Source organism: Facklamia sp. 7083-14-GEN3, assembly GCF_024742075.1.
Taxonomy (GTDB): domain Bacteria; phylum Bacillota; class Bacilli; order Lactobacillales; family Aerococcaceae; genus Facklamia.
Genome location: NZ_JANSGD010000001.1, coordinates 155,993 through 177,657 on the forward strand (window position 1 = coordinate 155,993; position 21,665 = coordinate 177,657).

At 33.5% G+C, this 21,665-nt stretch carries 16 protein-coding genes; 13 read left to right on the forward strand and 3 right to left on the reverse strand.

From position 1 onward, the window contains the following. The gene (locus NW240_RS00695) at nt 1-654 is read right to left on the reverse strand and encodes a metal-dependent transcriptional regulator (protein ID WP_258435507.1); all 654 of its coding nucleotides are present in this window, start codon (nt 652-654) and stop codon (nt 1-3) included. A gap of 291 nt (nt 655-945) precedes the next feature. Here NW240_RS00695 and NW240_RS00700 point away from each other — a divergent pair, with 291 nt between their 5' ends. The 12 genes from NW240_RS00700 (at nt 946) to NW240_RS00755 (ending at nt 19,100) form a co-directional block, all read left to right on the forward strand. Beyond that, complete coding sequence (locus NW240_RS00700; protein WP_258435508.1) at nt 946-1,500, forward strand: ribonuclease domain-containing protein; 555 nt, start codon at nt 946-948, stop codon at nt 1,498-1,500. Between the two features lie 14 nt (nt 1,501-1,514). After that, nucleotides 1,515-1,778: a barstar family protein gene (locus tag NW240_RS00705; protein WP_258435509.1), complete on the forward strand. Its 264-nt coding sequence runs from the start codon at nt 1,515-1,517 to the stop codon at nt 1,776-1,778. An 88-nt stretch (nt 1,779-1,866) separates the two neighbouring features. Beyond that, nucleotides 1,867-2,994: a radical SAM family heme chaperone HemW gene (gene hemW / locus NW240_RS00710; RefSeq protein ID WP_258435510.1), complete on the forward strand. Its 1,128-nt coding sequence runs from the start codon at nt 1,867-1,869 to the stop codon at nt 2,992-2,994. 136 nt (nt 2,995-3,130) lie between these two features. Then, nucleotides 3,131-3,310 carry a hypothetical protein gene (locus NW240_RS00715; protein WP_258435511.1) on the forward strand — a complete coding sequence of 60 codons (180 nt, stop codon included), beginning with the start codon at nt 3,131-3,133 and terminating at the stop codon, nt 3,308-3,310. Between the two features lie 406 nt (nt 3,311-3,716). Next, nucleotides 3,717-9,332, forward strand: a complete 5,616-nt coding sequence (locus NW240_RS00720; protein ID WP_258435512.1) for a Cna B-type domain-containing protein — start codon at nt 3,717-3,719, stop codon at nt 9,330-9,332. Nucleotides 9,333-9,467: 135 nt separating this feature from the next. Further along, a complete protein-coding gene (locus NW240_RS00725) occupies nt 9,468-14,996 on the forward strand; it encodes a Cna B-type domain-containing protein (RefSeq protein WP_258435513.1) in 5,529 nt (1,842 codons plus the stop codon). 190 nt (nt 14,997-15,186) lie between these two features. Next, a complete protein-coding gene (locus NW240_RS00730) occupies nt 15,187-15,594 on the forward strand; it encodes a GNAT family N-acetyltransferase (protein WP_258435514.1) in 408 nt (135 codons plus the stop codon). Nucleotides 15,595-15,755: 161 nt separating this feature from the next. Beyond that, nucleotides 15,756-16,424 carry a CPBP family intramembrane glutamic endopeptidase gene (locus NW240_RS00735; protein WP_258435515.1) on the forward strand — a complete coding sequence of 223 codons (669 nt, stop codon included), beginning with the start codon at nt 15,756-15,758 and terminating at the stop codon, nt 16,422-16,424. A gap of 131 nt (nt 16,425-16,555) precedes the next feature. Then, nucleotides 16,556-16,933 (forward strand): GntR family transcriptional regulator, encoded by a 378-nt coding sequence (locus tag NW240_RS00740; protein ID WP_258435516.1) that lies wholly within the window; start codon nt 16,556-16,558, stop codon nt 16,931-16,933. Then, entirely contained in the window at nt 16,933-17,787 is an 855-nt protein-coding gene (locus NW240_RS00745) for an ABC transporter ATP-binding protein (RefSeq protein ID WP_258435517.1), read from the forward strand. The genes NW240_RS00740 and NW240_RS00745 overlap by 1 nt, the downstream gene beginning before the upstream one ends. A gap of 11 nt (nt 17,788-17,798) precedes the next feature. Further along, nucleotides 17,799-18,425 (forward strand): ABC-2 transporter permease, encoded by a 627-nt coding sequence (locus NW240_RS00750; protein WP_258435518.1) that lies wholly within the window; start codon nt 17,799-17,801, stop codon nt 18,423-18,425. A 51-nt stretch (nt 18,426-18,476) separates the two neighbouring features. Beyond that, nucleotides 18,477-19,100 carry an ABC-2 transporter permease gene (locus tag NW240_RS00755; protein ID WP_258435519.1) on the forward strand — a complete coding sequence of 208 codons (624 nt, stop codon included), beginning with the start codon at nt 18,477-18,479 and terminating at the stop codon, nt 19,098-19,100. A 297-nt stretch (nt 19,101-19,397) separates the two neighbouring features. On the opposite strand, the gene NW240_RS00760 is transcribed toward NW240_RS00755, so the two are convergent. Next, a complete protein-coding gene (locus NW240_RS00760) occupies nt 19,398-19,547 on the reverse strand; it encodes a helix-turn-helix domain-containing protein (RefSeq protein WP_258435520.1) in 150 nt (49 codons plus the stop codon). A gap of 194 nt (nt 19,548-19,741) precedes the next feature. Here NW240_RS00760 and NW240_RS00765 point away from each other — a divergent pair, with 194 nt between their 5' ends. Next, a complete protein-coding gene (locus NW240_RS00765) occupies nt 19,742-20,068 on the forward strand; it encodes a hypothetical protein (protein ID WP_258435521.1) in 327 nt (108 codons plus the stop codon). A gap of 88 nt (nt 20,069-20,156) precedes the next feature. Here the strand turns inward: NW240_RS00765 and NW240_RS00770 are convergent, their stop codons facing one another. Then, nucleotides 20,157-21,464 (reverse strand): ClC family H(+)/Cl(-) exchange transporter, encoded by a 1,308-nt coding sequence (locus NW240_RS00770; protein WP_258435522.1) that lies wholly within the window; start codon nt 21,462-21,464, stop codon nt 20,157-20,159. Between the last annotated feature and the right edge of the window lie 201 nt (nt 21,465-21,665).

Below are 21,665 nucleotides of genomic sequence, written 5' to 3' on the forward strand. Positions count from 1 at the left end.
TTAAACTTTCTCACAAAATATGAGCTGAGCCATTTCAAAACTAAAATAAGCTGTTTGATCATCATTATATGAGAAAATAAAAACCCGGTTGGTTGAATCAATTTTTTCAAGTCTAATCTCTTGATTTAATTTCAAATTAATTTGCTGCAAATATTCTAAGAGTTCAGGTTTATCCATGCACCGACGAAAAATTAATTGGTCACCTTCTTGAAATTCAGTTAGTGGTGTACGGTAGATTTCTTGATAATTATCTAGAGTCGGAATGATGCTACCGTGAGGACAAAATTTAGGATGATCTAACAAAATTTCTAACTTATTAAAGAAATAATCACTTTCTAAATGTTCAATTGTTTCAGCATCATTATGAACTTGGGTGATATCGTATTTCAAAACTTCCATTAAAAAAAGTTCTGTAATTCGATGCTTGCGAACGACTTTAATTGCACTTTCAAGTCCTTTTTTTGTTAAACGTACACCCTTATAGGCAATGGATTCTACCAAGTTGTCCTCAACCAAGCGGCTGATCATATCAGTTACAGATGGAGCGGATATGTTCAGGCTATCGGCTATTAATTTGTTAGAAACGTACTCTTCAGTACCGTTCATGCTAAAAATAGCTTTCAGATAATTTTCTTTTACATTCGATCGTTTCATTAAATATTTCCTCTTTTCTTTTGCAATGAGCTCAATAGAAGCATTGGTTAATGAAATTTATGTTTTAATTATAGCATATTAGTCAAATATATCGAAAAAAATAATTAAGTCAACTTAATATAAAATATAGCTTCACTTAAATTATAGCTTTACCTAAATTAATCAAGGTGAATTCCAAAAACTTTCTTAGTAGAAATTTACTTATTAAAGCTGTTAAAACCTTGAGGTTAGCATGAAATTTAGTTGAAAGTGTGCTAAAGTCATTTAATAAAGTAAAAATTAGGAGGGTACATGAAAACTAAATTTAACTATTTATTGAGCCTATTAATTATTTCACTAAGTCTTTTCTTGAGTGGATGTTCGCAAATGGAAAGCTTACTTCAAGAAGTTGTTGAAGAGACTTCGGTAGAAACTATTCAAAAAAAGGATGAAGAGAATTCTAAAGGGAAATCTTCAGATATATTAGCTGACTTAAAAATTGATGCGGATCGTTGGCAAGAAGCGCAAAGTCAAAATAAAAAACTCTCCGAAAATGAAGTTTATTATTCAGTAGAAGAGGTAGCAGCTTACATTCATCAATATCAAAAGCTTCCTCCCAATTACATCACTAAATCACAAGCTGAGCAAAGAAATTGGACGACCAGTGATAAAGAATGGGTGGTTGGAGGCGATCGTTTTGGTAATCGAGAAGGTAAATTACCCAAAGCCAGCGGTAGACAGTACTATGAAGCAGATATACAGGCTGGCTATAGTCATCATCGAGGCCCTGAACGGCTTGTTTATTCCAATGATGGTTTAATATTTTACACAGATAATCATTATGATAGCTTTGAACAGCTTTATTGAAAGGAAGATAACTAATGAAAGTTTTATTAGATGGACAGGCCTTTAAAAATAAAGAAGCCACTTATCACTACTTAATTGAGCGTTTAAGCTTACCTCATTATACAGGTCACAATCTAGATGCTTTATGGGATGTCTTAGGAGATAGTCAACCCTTAGAGATTGAAATCTACCGCTCTCGTCTAATACTTGATCAACTGGGTGACTACGGACGAAACATACTTGATCTTTTTGGGGATGCTTCGATTGAATTCAATCATGAAGTGGTCCTTCACTGGTAATATAAAAGAAGACCTTCGGGTCTTTTTTTTCTGTTCAATTATTTTAAAGATGGTTATAGTAGAGATAGACTAAAAAGGTGGTAATAAAATGAAAGAAAAAATTGGGCTTTATATACATATCCCGTTTTGTCAAAAAAAGTGTCACTATTGTGATTTTTTAACCTTTGTGGATATGGAAGATAAGATGGATGAATACGTTAGCTATTTGACTAAAGAGATGGCTCTCTATAGTGGAAAGTATCAATTAGATACACTTTATTTCGGAGGAGGAACCCCTTCTTATTTAGAAGCAGAGCAGATGGCTAGAATTATGGAAGCTGTTAATGAACATTTTGAAATATTAGCAGACAGTGAAATCTCTATTGAAATGAATCCCGAATCTGTCACGGAAGAAAAAGTAAAAACCTATTTAAAATATGGTTTTAATCGTTTTTCTATGGGGGTCCAGTCTTTTGATGATGCAACATTACGAATGATGGGGCGTTTACATGATCGTGAAACAGTCTATCAAAAGATTGCTTTATTAAAAGACTTAGGTGTTAAGAAATTAGGAATTGATTTGATGTTTGCTAACCCTAAGCAGGACATGGCGGTCTTAAAACGGGATATAGAATTAGCCATGAAATTACCGATTAATCATATTTCTTATTATTCCCTAATGATTAAAGAAAACACACCTTTTCAGCGTTGGGTGTTAACTGGACAGATGCGCGTTTTAGACGATGAAATTGAAAGAGAAATGTACCATTATATCCAGTCAGAACTGACTAAACATGGTTTCCATCAATATGAAATTTCGAACTTTGCCAAAGGGAATGTTGAAAGTCGCCACAATAAGAAATATTGGCAACTAAAAAATTATCTAGGGATTGGTTTAGGTGCTTCTTCCAATATTGATTTCGTTCGTTTTGTCAATCATCGACGTTTTGATGACTATTACGGCATGATTGATCAAGGCGAATATCCTATTCAGATCAGTGAAAAGCTTTCTTTGGAAGATCGTGAAAAAGAATATATTATGTTGAACCTACGTTTATTAAAAGGATTTGAATTCAAAGATATTAACCAACGCTTTGGTATTGATTTTTTAACCAAGTACCAAGAAGTCCTCACTAAACATAAAAAGTTAGGCTTGATTGATTACGACCGAGAGCGTATCTGGTTTACTGAAAAGGGCTTGGATGTGGGTAATCAGTTTTATTTGGATATTTTATAACGTCAAAAATCAAAATCAAAAGAAATTTTCGCGTAACTTGCTATTAAATATCATTCTAAAGTAGGTTATAAAGAAAGTGCCGATCGATTAAAATTTAGAAAAATACAATTTTAATTTATATATTTGGAGGTTAAAAATGACTTTAAAACAAAAAGCGAACATTCTTTCACTAATAGCAATTTTTCTATGCATACTTTCTATCTTAAAAATGATGGGTATTAAGAATATCGTTGCCGAAGAATACTTTTTATTATCAGCGGGATGCTTTCTAGCTTATATAGGAAGCAAATTAGATCAAGATAGTAAAATAAAATGAGACGATAAAAAATTTTAAAAAATCTAAGCGTGGGTATTCATTTTTAAATGGGATAGTATGTATAACTATTTATGAACTCACAATTTATCAACAAACATCACTCTGTCAAAATTTATCAAAATTAATTAATTTTTTGATTTTTTTAATAATTCATTTACAAATATATAAAATTTATTTAAAACTCTAAAATGGTTCAAAGAATTATAAATCACTAGCTCATTTGAAAATAAAATATATTTCAGACTATTAAAGACTGGGATAGTTATGTAAATCTTGATACTAGATTAACTATTATATGAATGCAAGTTTCAAAAATCATTATTTTACTATGCTTGTTTTAAAAATTAGGGTATAATATAATTAATTATAAAAATGAGGAATTGTTTTAAAATTTTAGGAGGAAAAAATGAAAAAGATTACCCAGATATTTCTAGCGTTAATCATTCTTATGAATTCTACGCTTACACCAATAATGACTTATGCAATGGAAGCCCCGGATATAAATATTACTAATACAGAAGAAGTGATTAAGGATTCCATAACAACCTCTGTAACAGACCCTGACACAAGCAATTCAGGGACCACTAATGATACAAGTATCGACGGAACAGAAAGTAGTGAAGGTGTTGGAGAAGATATACTAAATGATAGCTCTAAAGAAGCATCAAGCACTACAACCGTTGACGTGACTACAACAACTACTAGTGAAGAAGAATTGAAACTAGAGACTTTTGATATTACTAATAATAGTTTTTTATCACAATTTGTAATAACTAATGAAAAGGGAGATAATCCTGTCTACTTAACCGCTGAAGAAGCTTTGTTTTACATAAAATTAGCAACTAGTGATTCAGCAAGTGGAACAGGTAACTTCATTGTTAAAATCAATATTCCTAAGGAGTTTGTTGATAAAAGTAGTATTGCTGCATCAAATACGAATTCTCAAACTGGAATTGCAACAATTGAGGAAGTTGCGGAAAATTATGTAATAACATATGTTTTTAACAATGTTTCAAGCGGAGCTTTAATTGAAGTTCCAATTAAGTTTAAAACAAAAAACGGTGAAACACCTAATGGTTATATATTACCTTTAGGTGCCACTATATCTGATAGCAAAGGAGATATAATTGCCGAAGATAAAATGGATGTTAAATATATAACTCAAAAGCCAAGTTTCTACAAATATGGTCTTACTAGCAGTGGATATACTTCGGGGAACGGTGTATTAATTGCTGGGATGGAAGATCCTGACAATCCTGGCTTTTTGACAAAGGATATAACTGCTTTAACACCAGTTTATTTTAAACCAACTATAAATTACAAGTCCCCTATAGGAGCTCGTTACCATGACACTTTTATTATCCAAGACAAACTACCAGAGGGAGCTGTTTTTGACCCTAGTTTAAATCCTGGATGGACGTATGATGCATCGACAAACACGGCAGAGTTCGTTCATGTCAAAAAGGAATTAGTTGGAGGAAGAACGATTAGTTTACCTACTTTAGCCTTACTTTTTCCAGGTGCACCCCTAAATAAAATAATAAATAACACAATGACAGTAAAAGCTACGGCATCTGATAAAAAAGATTATGAGGAGGATCTCCTATTTTCAGATGATATGGATTTTACTCTTGGGATTTATGATATAATTAGAGGTGGAAAATCGGGCTATGAAGCAATTTTTGATACATTAAAAACAAAGGAAAATTTTGAAGGTAAATGGAATATTAGCGTTACAAATACTAGTCAATCTGAGGGGAGAGAACTAGAAAATTTTGTAGTGCGCGATTATGATTTAGATAATCGAATGTACTATAGTAAAATTGAGCTTCCGCAAACATCAATAAATATTTTTGAAGGGTTTGTTGATGTTATTGGTGTATACAACGAAAATGGTCAAAATGTCGAAAGAACTATTGCCTCTAATGTCTCTTTGGTTGATGGTAGTAAGACTTATGACTTAGGTAGAGATGTTTTAGAAGTTATCGTTAAGACTTCGGATACGAACGCAAAATTAAAAGCTGGCCAAACACTGAGGTTTTATGTATATAGTAAGTTTCGAGATCCAGCTAAAACAAAATTAGATAGCAACATTGAGATCTATTCAGATTTCTTTAACTTTGTTAGTATATATAGTAATTATGAGAATTCGAACGTTAATAGTGCATTGACGTCAAAAGCGTATAAGCGACTTTTTCCAGTAGATGCGAATGCTTCAATAGAAAAACGAATAAGCGGCGCAGCATCTTCTAACTATTTCGTAGATGACATGGTAACTTTTAATTTATATCTTGATACAAATAAAATTTTGCCTGAAGAATCTATTAATTTCAGTATGGTTGATTTGCTTCCAGTAGGATTTGAATATGTCGCTAATAGTGGAGTTATAAATGTTAATCAGACGTATTTTAGTTATGATCAGGCTCAGCCAACTGGCCAAGTAGAACCAAAAATCATTAATAACTATAAAGGGACAGGAAGAACTGCCCTAATTTGGGATTTATTGCCTTTTAAGTCTAAAACTATTGAGACAAGTACCTTTACAAATCCTTATAGAATTTCATATAAAACTAAAATAACTAAGTATGCTAACGTTGGGACGAATGAAAATACTGCTTACCTTGCTTGGGATAGTATAGATGATGTTTCTCCAAATGTAACAAGTACTAGAAAATTATCAGAAGATATCTTTGATTTAAACAATAATGGCCGAGTGGATGATTTGATTTCAAAGTCTTCTTCTTCGATCAATTTTGTACCACCAAGAGAAGTTATAACCACTAAGTCTGTTAAAGGAAGTTTAGACCAAAGTTATACCCGTGCCCCAGGAGCTGGAAACTCTGAGTTGGGTGGTCAAGGAAGTTATGATTTAACAGTTTTCAATAATTCGAGCCAATCTTTAAACAATGTGACAGTTTTAGACATTCTTCCATATAAAGGTGATAACACGGTTGGGATTTCTGCTGATTCTGAAGTACCCGTTGCTCGTGGGTCAGAATTCCCCGTTCAAATAACGGGTCCAGTTACTGCTCCTGCAGGTTATCAAGTTTTCTATACTACAGATACTCCAACGGCAGATGCTAAAGACTATACGCAAAACGCTAGTTGGACGACATCACCTAGCGATTACTCAACAGTCCGCGCAATTAAGATAACTTTAGAATCAGGAAAGACCTTGGACTCTGGTGCTCGTGTTAATTTTACTGTTCCTTTCAAGGTTCCAATGGACACAAAATTGACCTCTGGAATGCAAGCAGTGAATTCATTTGGTACAGCAGTTAATACTAATCTTGATTATTTTGAATCAAACAATGCGCCGGTTCAAATTGTTCGTTACCAAGTCAATGGAAACTTATTTGAGGATTTGAATGAAAACTCACTCAGAGAATCAGACGAAACACCAATCACTAAATATAATGTAGCCTTAGTGGATGAAAATGGGAATCCCGTATTAGGAACGGATAACCAGCCAATGGTTACCCAAACAGATGATAAAGGTTATTATGAATTTGATGTGTTAAGTGGTGGTAATTACCGCGTTAAAGTAATCACCCCTAAAAATTATGCTTTAACTAAACCGAAAGCAGATCAGCCTGGAGGGTCAGCCATTATGGATGTGACCACTGGGTTAACAGATACGTTCAGTTTAAATAAAACGAATCCGATAGTAACCAAAAATGCGGGTTATATTCAAACCGCAATTATTATTTCAGGTGAGAAAACTTGGGATGATGCTAATAACCAAGACGGTATTCGCCCTGATAAAATCACTGTCAACTTATTAGCGGATGATGTTCAATTAAAAAGTCAAGTAGTGAAACCAACAAACGGTAAGTGGACTTATTCCTTTAATGACCTACCGGTTAAGCAAGGGGATAAGAAAATTACCTATACGGTAACAGAAGAGCCTGTTACAGGTTACAAAACTAAGATTGAAGGCTTTAACATCACCAATACCCATACCCCAGCGGTTGCCCCGATTACCGTTAAGAAGGTTTGGGATGATACGAATAACCAAGATGGTCTTCGTCCGGATGAAATAACTATTCGACTGATGAATGGAACTACGGAAGTCGCTGTTGAAAAACTAACTGAGGACAAGGGTTGGGCACATACCTTCAAAGACATTCCAGTTAATGAAGGCGGTAAGAAGATTCAATACACAGTAACAGAAGATAAAGTTGATGAATACGAGACTAAGATTGATGGGTTCACAATCACTAATAAACATGTTCCTGCGGTAAAAGATATTGAAGGTAAGAAGGTTTGGAACGATGCCAATAACCAAGATGGCCTTCGCCCAGATAAAATCACCATCAACTTACTAGCGGATGGTAACAAAATTAAATCTCAAGAAGTGACACCAACAGGCGATAAGTGGACTTACGCTTTCAAAGATGTTCCAGTTAAGAAAAATGGCAAAGAAATCACTTACACAGTCACAGAAGAGCCTGTTGCAGGTTACGAAACTAAGATTGAAGGATACACTATCACCAATACCCATACCCCAGCGGTTGCCCCGATTACCGTTAAGAAGGTTTGGGATGATACGAATAACCAAGATGGCCTTCGACCACAAGAAGTAACCGTTCGACTTATGAATGGTGACACTGAAGTCGCTACTGAAAAACTGACTGAGGATAAAGGGTGGGAACATACCTTTAAAGACCTCCCAGTTAATGAAGACGGTAAAGAGATTATTTATACAGTAACGGAAGATAAAGTTGATGAATATGAGACTAAGATTGATGGCTTCACAATCACCAATAAACATGTTCCTGCTGTAAAAGACATTGAAGGTGAAAAGACTTGGGACGATGCTAATAACCAAGACGGTATTCGACCAAAAGAAGTGACTGTTCGTCTTATGAATGGTGACACAGAAGTAGCTGTTCAAAAGGTGAGTGAAGCAACTGATTGGAAGTACAGCTTCAAAGATGTGCCAGTTAAGAAAGATGGCGAAGAAATTACTTACACAGTAACGGAAGATAGTGTAGACGGATACGAAAATAAGATTGAAGGCTTTAACATCACCAATACCCATACCCCAGCGGTTGCCCCGATTACCGTTAAGAAGGTTTGGGATGATACGAATAACCAAGATGGCCTTCGACCACAAGAAGTAACCGTTCGACTCATGAATGGTGACACTGAAGTCGCTACTGAAAAACTGACTGAGGATAAGGGGTGGGAACACACCTTTAAAGACATCCCAGTTAATGAAGGCGGTAAAGAGATTACTTACACAGTAACGGAAGACGCCGTTGATGAATATGAGACTAAGATTGATGGCTTCACAATCACCAATAAACATGTTCCTGCTGTAAAAGACATTGAAGGTGAAAAGACTTGGGACGATGCCAATAACCAAGACGGTATTCGACCAAAAGAAGTGATTGTTCGTCTGATGAATGGTGACACTGAAGTAGCTGTTCAAAAGGTGAGTGAAGCAACCGATTGGAAATATAGCTTCAAAGATGTGCCAGTTAAGCAAAACGGTAAAGAAATTAATTATACGGTAACGGAAGATGCTGTTGAAGGTTACGAAACAATGATTGATGGTTTCAACATCACCAACAGACATGTTCCAGGGATTGCTCGCATATCAGGTCAAAAGATCTGGGACGATGCGGAAGACCAAGATGGCATTCGTCCAGATGAAATTACCGTGCGTTTACTGGCAGACGGTGAAGAAGTTGATAAGCAAACTGTGACAGCATCCAACGACTGGACCTATACATTTGAAAACGCTCCGATGAGAAAAGATGGACAACTAATTACTTATGGAGTAAGTGAAGATCCAGTGACTGGTTATGAAACAATGATTGATGGATACACCATTACGAATAAGTTGATTCAAAAACAGACACCTCCAGTTTCTAACGTTCCTAAGGAACCAACAGATAAGAAAAGATTACCAATTACAGGTGAAGCATCATCAAGCGTGTTAATAACTCTTGCCGGTGGAATACTTCTTACTGGAATAGGGATTATTGTTCTAAGAAAAAAACAGGGTAAATAATAAGTAATTAAAAAAGAAAGAGCCAAGGTAGCCTTGGCTCTTTCTTTTATTTAGAATAAGTATATTATTTAAAACGTTTGATATATAATAAATTTGTATCAGATTATGTTTCAATTGGTTTGGAAAGGAATAAGTATGAAAAAAACAATACAACATATAATAGTTTTAACCTTAATTTTGAATAGCATTTTGAATCCAGTACTTACTCTTGCTACTGTGTTGGAAGACAATAGCAGAACTGTGGAAGAAGTTGAATTAGTGGATAGGACTTTTGAGACATCAGTTTTAACAGATTTACCAGTAAATACTATAGAAACCTCAGAAATTGCAGAATCTAATGAGGATGCTAGTCAAGCTACAATTGAAGATTTTACGATTGAAGAGTCATCTAATGTAACAAAGAGTGATCAATTAGAGCATGAATTGTTAGATTCATCAGACATCAAATTTCTGACACGTTTTGATTTATATAGTTTAGAAGGAGAAAATCCAACTTATCTTACAGGCGTGGAAGCAGTATTAAATGTCGGATTATCAGCTACTAGTTCTACTAATGACTTGAACAATTATACGGTTAAAATTCGACTTCAAAAAAAATATATAAATAAATCATCGATAGAGGCATCATCTTCAGAGTCTCAAACTGGTCTAGCGACTATTGAAGAAGATGCAGAAAACTTTATAATTACTTATCTATTTAGTAATGTATCAAGTGGAACTTCTATTGATGTTCCAATAAAATTTAAAACGTTAAAGGGAGAAACTCCAAATAATTACGTTTTGAAAGCAGTTGCCAATATATATGATTCAACTAATAGGGAGATTGGCCAAGATTCCATAAATATTAACTATATCACAAAAACTCCCTCCTCTAATAAACAAGCTAGGGATTTGAGAGGGACTTTCACTTTTGATAGCACTAATTTATATGGTGGTAAACTCGCCCCTGATAATCCAGAATACTTGTCAAAAAATCTTAACGAATTAGTACCAGTTGATTTCAATTATCAAATTAGGAAAAATTTTAGACAGGGTGGATATAGGTATTATGATAAATTTATTATTAAAGATGTTTTACCTAAAGAATCTGTTTTTGATAGCAATCTGAACCCTGGGTGGGTCTATGATCCTATAAGCCATACGGCAGAATATACATATGAAAATAAAATATTAATTGGAGAAAGAGATATAAACTTACCCACTATTAGATTACTCTTTCCAGGTGCAAAAATAGAAACCTATATGACAAACAAAATGAGTGTTACTGCAATTCCCTCTAATAAGCAAGAATACGAAGAAAATTTAACAGTTTCAGACGATATTAATTTCAAATTTATCGATTTTGATGAGAATGATCTCATTACTGGATATAAAGCAGGATCGTATGAGAGTATATATGATAATTTAAATTATCTAAAAAATTATGAAGGAAACTGGTACCTTGTTCTAAGAAACGAGCAGCCAGAGAATGGTAAAAACTTAGAAAATATTATTTTAAGAGATTATAAATTAGATAAAAGAATGTATTATAGTAAGATTGAATTTCCAGTTATTTCGGAAGATATTTTAAAAGGAACAATTGATGTAATAGGAGTTTATAGCGAAAATGGACAGCGCTTTGAAAAAACTATTGCCAAGGATATTTCATTAAATCAATCAAAGCATTTATTTGAACTGGGAAAAGAAATAGATGAAGTGATTATTAAATCTTCTAATCAATTTACTAAGTTGAAGCCTCAAAAACAGATAGGCTTTTATATTTATACAAAATTTAGAAATCCAGAAGAAATTTCGTTAGAAAATGGAGAATCACCAAACTTTTCTAATTCTTTAACGATTGAAAGTAATTTCGATGGATCTCAATCAAAAAAAGTTATTAAATCGGAAGCCTATAAAACTTTGAAAAAACTAGCTATTCGTACAGCGGTATATAAAAGTTTAAATACATCGAAAAAAAGTTATTTTGTAAATGATGAAGTATCATATCGCTTACAAGTAATACCTTATGGATTAATCCCAGAAGTAAGTTTAGACTATAATAAAATAGTTGATTTAATACCTCCTGGATTTGAGTATATTGAAGGAACAACTGATGTCAGACTTAATTATAATTTCAAATACGAGAAACCGTCCTTAATAAGCCAATCAGATCCAGAAATTGTATCGAATTATAAGGGGACAGGACTCACGGCGTTGATTTGGACGTTATCGCCTATAAATTTAATTAAATCAAATGCAAGACCAGGAAGCGCCTATGAGTTATATTATAAATTAAAAATATCAAAGTACTCAGAAATTGGTCGAAATATTAATACTGTTTTTTTAAGTTGGAATAATACTGATGAAGTTAGTCCCTATAAATCCAATGAGGGACAAGCAGAAGATCAGTTTGATTTAAATGAAAATGGTCGAACAGATGATTTAGTTTCTCGTGATTCAGCAGAGATTAATTATATTCCACCAAGAGAAGTTATTACAACGAAATCAGTGAAAAAATTATCAGATAAGAATTTTGTAAGCTCTACAGGAGCCGCTAGATTAGAGGTTGGTTCTGATGGAATTTACGAAATGAAAGTATTTAATAACACTGATCAAGATCTAAAAGAATTAATCCTTTTAGATATTCTACCTCACCCAAACGATTATACAGTCGGAATATCTTCAGACTCTAATCTACGAGTCCCCAGAAATTCTAATTTTCCAATTCAGTTAAGAGGACCTGTATCAGTTCCTGAAGGTTATCAAGTGTTTTATACTGCAGATGTTCCGATAAATAACGTTAAAGAATATACTCTAAATGCTAATTGGACTTCTTCACCAAGTGATTTTGAAAAAGTTCGAGCAATAAAGATTCAGTTAACTCCAGGAAATTCACTTGGTAAAGAGCAACAAGTAAGTTTTACTGTTTCTTTCAAAACACCAAAAGATGAAACTTTAAAAAATGGAGATAAAGCTGTTAATTCCTTCGGAACTGCCTTATCAAATTCCTTGGACTATTTTGAGTCTAATAATGCTACAGTTGAAATAATGCGCTATCAAATATCAGGCTATCTATTTGTAGATGATAATAGAAGCTCGTCACTCGACGATACTGAAAAAAGATTTAATAGTCATATTGTTTCATTAGTAGACTCGAACGGTAAGCCAATCCTTGATTCTAAAAACAATCCTTATATGACTATAACGGATGAAAATGGTTACTATCAATTTAACATTTTAAATTCTGGTGAATATCGAGTAAAGATATTAACACCGGATAAATATTCCATAACTAAACCTGCCATTCAACTCAAAGGTGGTCAAGGAAGTTATGATTTAACAGTTTTTAATAATTTGAGTGAAGCGCTAAATAATGTGACAGTTTTAGATATCCTTCCACATAAAGGCGATAAGACGGTTGGAATATCCGCAGAATCCAGCGTGCCACTTAATCGAGGGTCAGAATTTTCCGTGCAATTAACGGGTCCAGTCACAGCACCTTCAGGATATCAAGTTTCCTATACCACAGATGCTCCGACTGAAGATTCTAAAGATTATACGCAAAGCGCTAATTGGACGACATCACCTAGCGATTACTCAAAAGTCCGTGCAATTAAGATAACTTTAGAATCAGGAAAAATATTGGACTCCGGCGATCGCGTTAATTTCACTGTTCCTTTCAAAGTTCCAATGGACACAAAATTGACCTCTGGAATGCAAGCAGTGAATTCGTTTGGAACAGCGATTAATACAAATCCTAATTATTTTGAATCAAACAATGCGCCGGTTCAAATTGTCCGTTACCAAGTGAACGGTCACTTGTTTGAAGATTCGAATGAAAACTCACTCAGGGAACCAGACGAAACCCCAATCACTAATCATACGGTCGCATTAGTCGATGAAAATGGGGATCCCGTTTTAGGAACGGGTAACCAGCCAATGCTTACCCAAACAGATGATAAGGGGTATTACCAATTCGATGTTTTACGTGCTGGCAATTATCGCGTTAAAGTGATCACACCTGAAAACCATGTTTTAACTCAACCGAAAGCAGATCAAGCTGAAGGTTCAGCCATTATGGATGAGACTACTGGCTTAACGGATGTATTCAGCTTAACCAAAATGAATCTTACGGCTACTAAAAATGCGGGCTATATTTATATTAGACCTACAATTACGATTACAGGTAAGAAGACTTGGGTCGATGCCAATAACCAAGACGGTATTCGACCAAAAGAAGTGACTGTCCGTCTTATGAATGGTGACACGGAAGTAGCCTCTCAAACGGTGAGTGAAGCAACCGATTGGAAGTACAGCTTCAAGGATGTTCCAGTTAAGCAAAACGGTCAAGAAATTACTTACACGGTGACGGAAGATGCCGTTGAAGGTTACGAGACTATAATTGATGGTTTCAACATCACCAATACCCATACCCCAGCGGTTGCCCCGATTACCGTTAAAAAGGTTTGGGATGATACCAATAACCAAGATGGCCTGCGACCACAAGAAGTAACCGTTCGACTCATGAATGGTGACACTGAAGTCGCTACTGAAAAACTGACTGAGGACAAAGGTTGGGAACATACCTTTAAAGACCTCCCAGTTAATGAAGTCGGCAAGAAGATTACTTACACAGTAACGGAAGATAAAGTGAATGGATATGAAACTAAGATTGATGGGTTTACAATCACTAATAAACATGTTCCTGCTGTAAAAGATATTGAAGGTAAGAAGATTTGGGACGATGCCAATAATCAAGACGGCCTTCGTCCACAAGAAGTGACTGTTCGTCTGATGAATGGTGACACTGAAGTAGCCACTCAAACGGTGAGTGAAGCAACCGATTGGAAATATAGCTTCAAGGATGTACCAGTTAAGCAAAACGGTCAAGAAATTAATTACACAGTGACGGAAGATGCCGTTGATGAATATGAGACTAAGATTGATGGTTTCAACATCACCAATAAACATGTTCCAGCTATCGCTCCCATATCAGGTCAAAAGATCTGGGACGATGCAGAAGACCAAGATGGTATTCGTCCAGATGAAATTACGGTGCGTTTATTAGCAGACGGTGAAGAAGTTGATAAGCAAACTGTGACAGCATCCAACGACTGGACTTATACATTTGAAAACGCTCCGATGAGAAAAGATGGACAATTAATTACTTATGGAGTAAGTGAAGATCCAGTGACTGGTTATGAAACAATGATTGATGGATTTACTATTACCAACAAGCATATTCCAGGAAAACCAACCGACTTCACAACGATTCACGGTCAAAAAGTTTGGGAGGATGCTGATAATAAGGCAGGCCTTCGTCCTGAAAGCATTACGGTTCGATTACATGCCAATGGTAAGGAAGTAAGCAGCCAGACGGTTTCTCAAGAAACAAACTGGAAGTACAGCTTTAAAGATCTTCCAGTCATCGATGAAAATGACGCAAAAATTACTTATACGGTAAGTGAAGATGAGGTAGAAGGCTATGAAACGATTATTAATGGCTACACCATTACGAATAAGTTGAGTCAAAAACAGACACCGCCTGCTTCTAACATTCCTAAAGAACCAACAGACAATAAAGGATTACCGATTACTGGTGAGTCGTCATCAAGCGTGTTAATAACGCTTGCCGGTGGAGTACTTCTTACTGGAATAGGGATTATTCTTTTAAGAAAAAAATAAAGAAAAAAGTAAGAGATTAAAATTGAAGAAAGAGCCATGAAATATCCTTGGCTCTTTCTCTTTTAATATGAAATACAATGATTTAGAAATTTATAACAAAAAAATATTTATTATTGAATATATTCACTATAATGAATAAAAATAAACTTAAAAATTGTCATACTAATTAGTATATTTAAGGAGGACTTTAATGAACAATATTGTAATTAAAGAAGATGGACTGCTTCCATTTGAGCAAATTTTAGCTCTTTATGAAAATGTTCTTTGGACAGCCTACACTAAAGAACCAGAGCTTTTAGAAAAAGCGATCCAAAATAGCTTAAAAGTTTGGACAGCTTGGGAGGGTGATCAACTTATTGGCTTAGCCCGTGTAGTAGGAGATGGGTTAACCATTATCTATATTCAAGATATTTTAATACTTGAAGATTATCAAAGACAAGGTGTAGGTAGTATGTTATTACAAAAGGTATTAAAAGAATACCAAGCGGTTCGGCAAATTATATTGATGACCGATTCTACCGATAAAACGCAAAATTTTTATAAGAAAAATGGTTTAATAAGAACAGATGAGCATCAATTAGTAACGTATATGAAATAAAAGTTTAAGTCTCTAATTCCTTAGTTTAGGAATGGAGGCTTTTTTGATGGTTAAAAAACAAATAATCTTAAAAGAAATATTATTTTAAAAATACACATTATTATCTTTTTATTAACATAATAGTATGTTATTCTTAACGAAGAAACAATGAGGGAGTTTATATGAAAAAAAAGAATATCATTTTAATTATTAGTTACGTTTTTTTTATGTTTGTTTTTCCAGCCTTAGCAGTTTTAATAGGGATAGAATCAACTAATTGGTTTTGGTTAGCCTTAATCGGAATGAGTATAGTTTTTCTTATCGCACTTACTTTATATAATAATTTATTAAAAAAACATTTTATCGAGTTAAAGCAAAAAACTTCCATAATGCCTTTCTTAATTCGAATTATTTTGGGCTATGTTTTTATTGTAATTATAAGAAATCTTTTATTTCAAATATTTGGACCGTATATTGATTTCGATAAACTGGGTGTAAACCAAAAAACTGTTACAGAAATGATTGAGCTGTTTCCACTCTATACAACATTTTTTATGGTTGTTTTGTTTGCTCCACTTGTTGAAGAACTTATATATCGCCATTCGATTATAGGATCACCCAAACTAGTGTCAAAGAAATCTAAAATTTTAATGACGGTCTTATCAATTATTTTGTTTACAGGTTTTCATATGACTACATTATCTGATGCTATAGGTTATTTACCAGCCTGTTTGGTCATTACTTATTTTTATTGGAAGTACGAGCGAAATGTTGTCGCTTCAATGTCTTTTCATTTTTTCAATAATTTAATAGGTTGGCTGATGATAGTGTTTAATATTAACATCAACTAAATAAAATTTTGTTTAAGCCTCCAATTCTTTATTATAAGAATGGAGGCTTTTTTTGATGAAAAAACTTGTCAAAAATATCCAATGTGTATATACTGTATATATACACATAACAGTTGGGGTGAGGTGAATCAATGAACATTTTAATATCAAAGTTAAATCCTAAACCTATTTATGAACAGATTAAAGAACAAATTATCCAAGCAATTTTAAATGGTGATGCGGAAGTAGGGGATTTACTTCCTTCGGTAAGGGGCTTAGCTAAAGACTTGAAAGTTAGTGTAATCACAACTAAAAGAGCTTATGAAGACCTCGAAAGAGAAGGTTACGTAACTTCAGTGGTCGGTAAGGGCACCTATATAGCTGAGCAAGACCATGATTTCATTAGGAGGAAATACTTAAAAAGAATGGAAATATTAATTAAAAATCTGATTGAAGAAAGTGCAATGATTGACCTCAGTTTGGAAGAAATAAAAGATTTGGTTGAAAGAGTTTATAAGGAGGGTAAATAATGGAAGAATTTGTGATTGAAATGAATCAAGTGTCAAAAACGTTTACTGATTTCTCAATTAACAATTTAGATTTAAAGATTCGCAAAGGTTATGTGACTGGATTTGTTGGACCGAATGGGTCTGGAAAAACTACTATCATAAAATTAATCATGGGACTTGTGAAAGCAGAAAGTGGATCCATTAAAGTTTTTGGTAAGGATCTTAAAAAGCATGCGGTGGCTATTAAAGAAGAGATAGGCTTTGTTTATGCGGAGAATTATTTCTATGATCACTTAACAGTGGAAGAAACGGGAAAAATGATCGCGCCTTTTTATAAAAATTGGGATTGGGAAACCTACTGGTCTTACACCAAATCATTTGGGTTATCAAAAACTAAGAAAGTAGAAGAACTTTCAACGGGTATGAAAGTAGCTCTTTCTTTAGCCATTGCTTTATCGCATGATCCTATGTTGATTATTCTTGATGAGCCAACTTCTGGGCTGGATCCTATCGTAAGAAATAAAGTTTTAGATATTTTGTTTGACTATATCCAAGATTCTGAAAAATCTGTTTTTTTCTCTAGTCATATTATGACCGATTTGGAGAAGATTGCTGATGATATTGCAATGATCTATCATGGTAAATTATTCTTTAGCAAAGAAAAAGATAGTATCCTTAATCAATACAAATTGGTCAAAGGGCCTAATGAACTATTAGATGATGAATTAAGAAAACAGTTAATTTCATGTCGTGAAACATCAGTCGGATTTGAAGGCCTATCTTCAAACTATGAGCTTTTTAGAGAATTATTTGGACAGAAAGTGATTATTGATCCGGCCAATCTTGAAGAGATAATGGTTAGTCTGATGGACTGAAAGGAGAACTTATGAAGGGTATATTACATAAAGAGTTTTTAATAAATTATAAGCAAGATAGACTTCTCTTTATTGGTTTACTTTTGGTTGGGTTTCTTTTATCCAATTCAATCCAGATTCCAATTGTGATTCCAATCTCTTTCACACTTTTTTGTCCAGTATTTATAACAATAAATGATGATTTTAAGAGAAACGGCACATTAATAAATAGTCTCCCTGTACGACCTTATAAAATTGTTTTAGCTAAATACATTTATAGTTTTTCAACTGCGATTATTTTTTATGTCTTAGTGATTTTATTAAATTACTTTATTCCTGGCTTTAAAGCCTATACTCTGACTGAGATTTTTGTTTCTTTTATCATCTCAATCGAAATTATGTTAATTGGGTATATGTTTTATCATGTATTTGGAGAAGGGTTTTTAGGTTCTTATAGAATAATTCTATTTTTTCAAATAATTTCACTAATAATGTCCGATGTCAGAGAAGGTTATAATCAAGTGCTTGGAGGGTTTAATGTTTTTGCCAATCAATTTTCGATTCTCAATCTATTAAAACCGCTGAGTATCTTATTAATAGTTTCGCTAGCGATTTCTTTAATTATTGCTATTCGGTCATACGCTAAAAAAGATTTTTAAATAAAATGTTTAGATCGAATTTAGCTTTTAAATAATAAGGAGGGAGTTATTTTGAAAGCAATTTTGAACAAGGAATTTATTGTAAATAAAGAGAATGATTTAGTACAATTCTCAATTTTATTTATAGTCTCAATAATTTTCTTTGAAAAAGTAGAAATCATAAAAGTAATAGTTTTTACGATTCTGATATTAGATACTGTACCTTTACGATCTAATATAGACTATCGAAAAGAAAATTTTTTAATAAATTCATTGGCTATTGAACGCAGAAAGATTGTATTAGCTAAGTATTTTCATTCTATTTGGGTGAAATCGCTTTACCTATTAATAATATCATGTTTATTTAATCTTTATAACGGTTTCGGAAGCTTCACTTTGAATGATATATTATTATTAGAGTTAAGTTGCATTATGTCTTCATGCTTGGGATATCCTTTGAGATTCTATAAAGAAATGTTATTTAACGTTTATATCTATGTTATGATTAGTGTATTATTAGTAATTCAATACTTTTTTGCAAAATCAGGCAAAGAATTTTCGATGCTCAAATTGGAAGAATCTATTAGAGCAATTGAATTATCACACTTAATTATAATAGCGAGTTTTGTTTTTCTTATCATACTACCGGTATCTTATTTTATCTCTGTTAGAATTTATAATAAAAAAGAGTTTTAAAAGTGAGACAGCATTAAGGACTTACCTTTAATGCTGTCTAATTACTTATCTTTATAATTTTATTTAACATAAGTTGAACAATATATCCTATACTTTCTCCTACACTGCCAGCCAATATAGCTATCCAAAAAATCTCAATATAACGAAATCGATTGGCTGAGTAAGTCAAAAGTCCAACTTAGATGAAAAATATAAAGGCAAAAGCCAAAATAAAAGTATCATTTTTACTCTGAAAGGTTGGATTATCTATTAAACTTCCTTTAAGGATATAGTCTGTCGAAGTTTTTAAAACTTCACTCAGAGCCACAATGTTTCTATATCCGGGTTACTTTGATTACTTTCCCATTTAGAGATAGCTTGTCGTGAGACATCAATTTTATTTGCAAGTTCTTCTTGAGATAAGTCTTGCTTCTTTTTTAAAGTCTGAATACGCTCACCAAATGTCATGATAAATTCTCTTATCTGAATCTTTACCTAATTCTATCAAATAGGCTGTTTGCTTAGCTACAAATTACAATTGGCAAAGTGGCAACGTGTGGTTGCATTTATTAAAATACTCGTTTCCTTTTCTTTTAGGTCCTAAGTCTGATTAGATTATGAGTATGAAATAGTATAATTAAACCATAGAAAGGAAGATGAATATGATCCCACTTAATTTATATGTGCAAAGAGCTGAAAAGAGTTTTTGGATTTATAATTTTGTTGCTTCATTTATTTATTTTGCTATCAATGGATTTGAGGCATTAAGTAACTTTATTCTGTTTCCATTGGCCATTATGTTAATTATTTATACTTTAAAAGAGCGTATGCAATCAACAGCAGATACCCAGTATTTAGGGTTTTATCCATTAAATAAAGATTTTGGCAAGTTAGTTATTGCTGGAATTATGAATTATGTTTTATGGCAGGTATCAGGGTTACTCTTCTTTGTTGCTTTTGTTTATTTATTGTGGAAAGAATACCACTAATTAATCAAGCGAACAGTTAGCTTAAATTGAGCAAATACAGTGGGGTCCCATTAAATATACCATGCAATATAAAAAGTCTGTTCTCTCTTTAGAGAGGAACAGACTTTTTTGAATGATTGATTTGAGATAGATTAACCAATATAAGATCAAGAAGGCTCTCACAAATGGGGGGACTTGCTAGTAATTCAGCTACTAAATAGCTGGAATAAGTGACCAAGGTAATAGGAAATAACCAAGGGAGTGAGACCCCAGTCATCTCAAGAATTAAAAAAATACCCGAGAGCGGCGCTCGTACAATTGCGGAAAAATGTCCACTCATTGCAAATAAAGCAAGATAGATTATAAGCTCAGAGGGAATCAGTCCTAAATTATATAGGAGGCTGCCATAGAGATTACCTAATATAGCGCCAATGGATAATAATGGAAAAAAAATGCCTCCAGGTATGCCTGAACAAAAAGCGAATGCTAATAATAATATCTTCATCGAATATAAATAAGTTAGGTAGGGAGGATTAGGGTTCTCGCCGATTGGAAAACTTATTAAATTAGCTCCAGAACCAAATAAATTACGGTCAAAATAGAGTATCATAGCGGTTAAAATAAAAGGTAGGATTGATTTTAGCCATTGAGGAATTGATAATCCTTGATAAAGTTTTTTCCCATTTATCACTACCAAGTTAAACAATACACCTGAAAGACCTGTAATAAGTCCCAAGCCAAGACAGGTTATTAATAAATTGTTTGGAAGTTGTGCTTGTCTAAGCAAAATAATAGATGGTTGATTGCCTAAAATGCTATTGGCTGTTTGATTAGCAAACAGCACGATTATACCAGCATAAACAAATAATGGTCTACTTGTTTTATAGAATAAACCTTCTAAGATAAAAGATAGTCCTGATAAAGGTGCATTAAAAGTAGCCGCCATTCCTCCACCTGCCGCGCCGGCTATTAGGTAACGACTGATAGAGGAATCGCTACGAAAAGACTTACTCATAATTTGCCCGATGGTAGAACCAATTTGAATAGAGGGGCCTCCTCTTCCTAGTGTTAAGCCAGAGCCAATAGCAGTCATTCCACCAAAAAATTTGTAAAATAAAACGGTGAGCCCATTTTGATTTAAACGGTTGTGAAGTAGGCCATTAACTCTTGGAACACCTGATCCTCCGATAGCTGGTTCCTTTTTCAAGCTATAGGCTGTAAAGAATCCTAGACCTAGAATAAACAAACTATAAATGATAAGATTTGTTAAATTTTGATGCGAGAGGGATAATAAAGAGTATGAAAAATTTGCAAGATGATTGATAAGAAGATTAAAACCTGCTATTACACAGCCAGTTATTAATCCGGTGAGGGCGCAAAGTAAGAGCGTTTTGATAGAAGTATAAGTGTTTTTCATAAGAAGCCTCCTAATTTATTTTAGGTTATCTGAATTTTTCTGACAAGACGTATTAATGAAATTTATGCAGTTAGTATTTCATGAAATATTATTTGAAGTCATAGTTTATTTATAATAAATTAAGCTCAAACATTAATTAGGATAAATTTTTAAATGTTTCGTTATGAGGAGCTTACCTAATCAAATGAGAAATTTCATTAG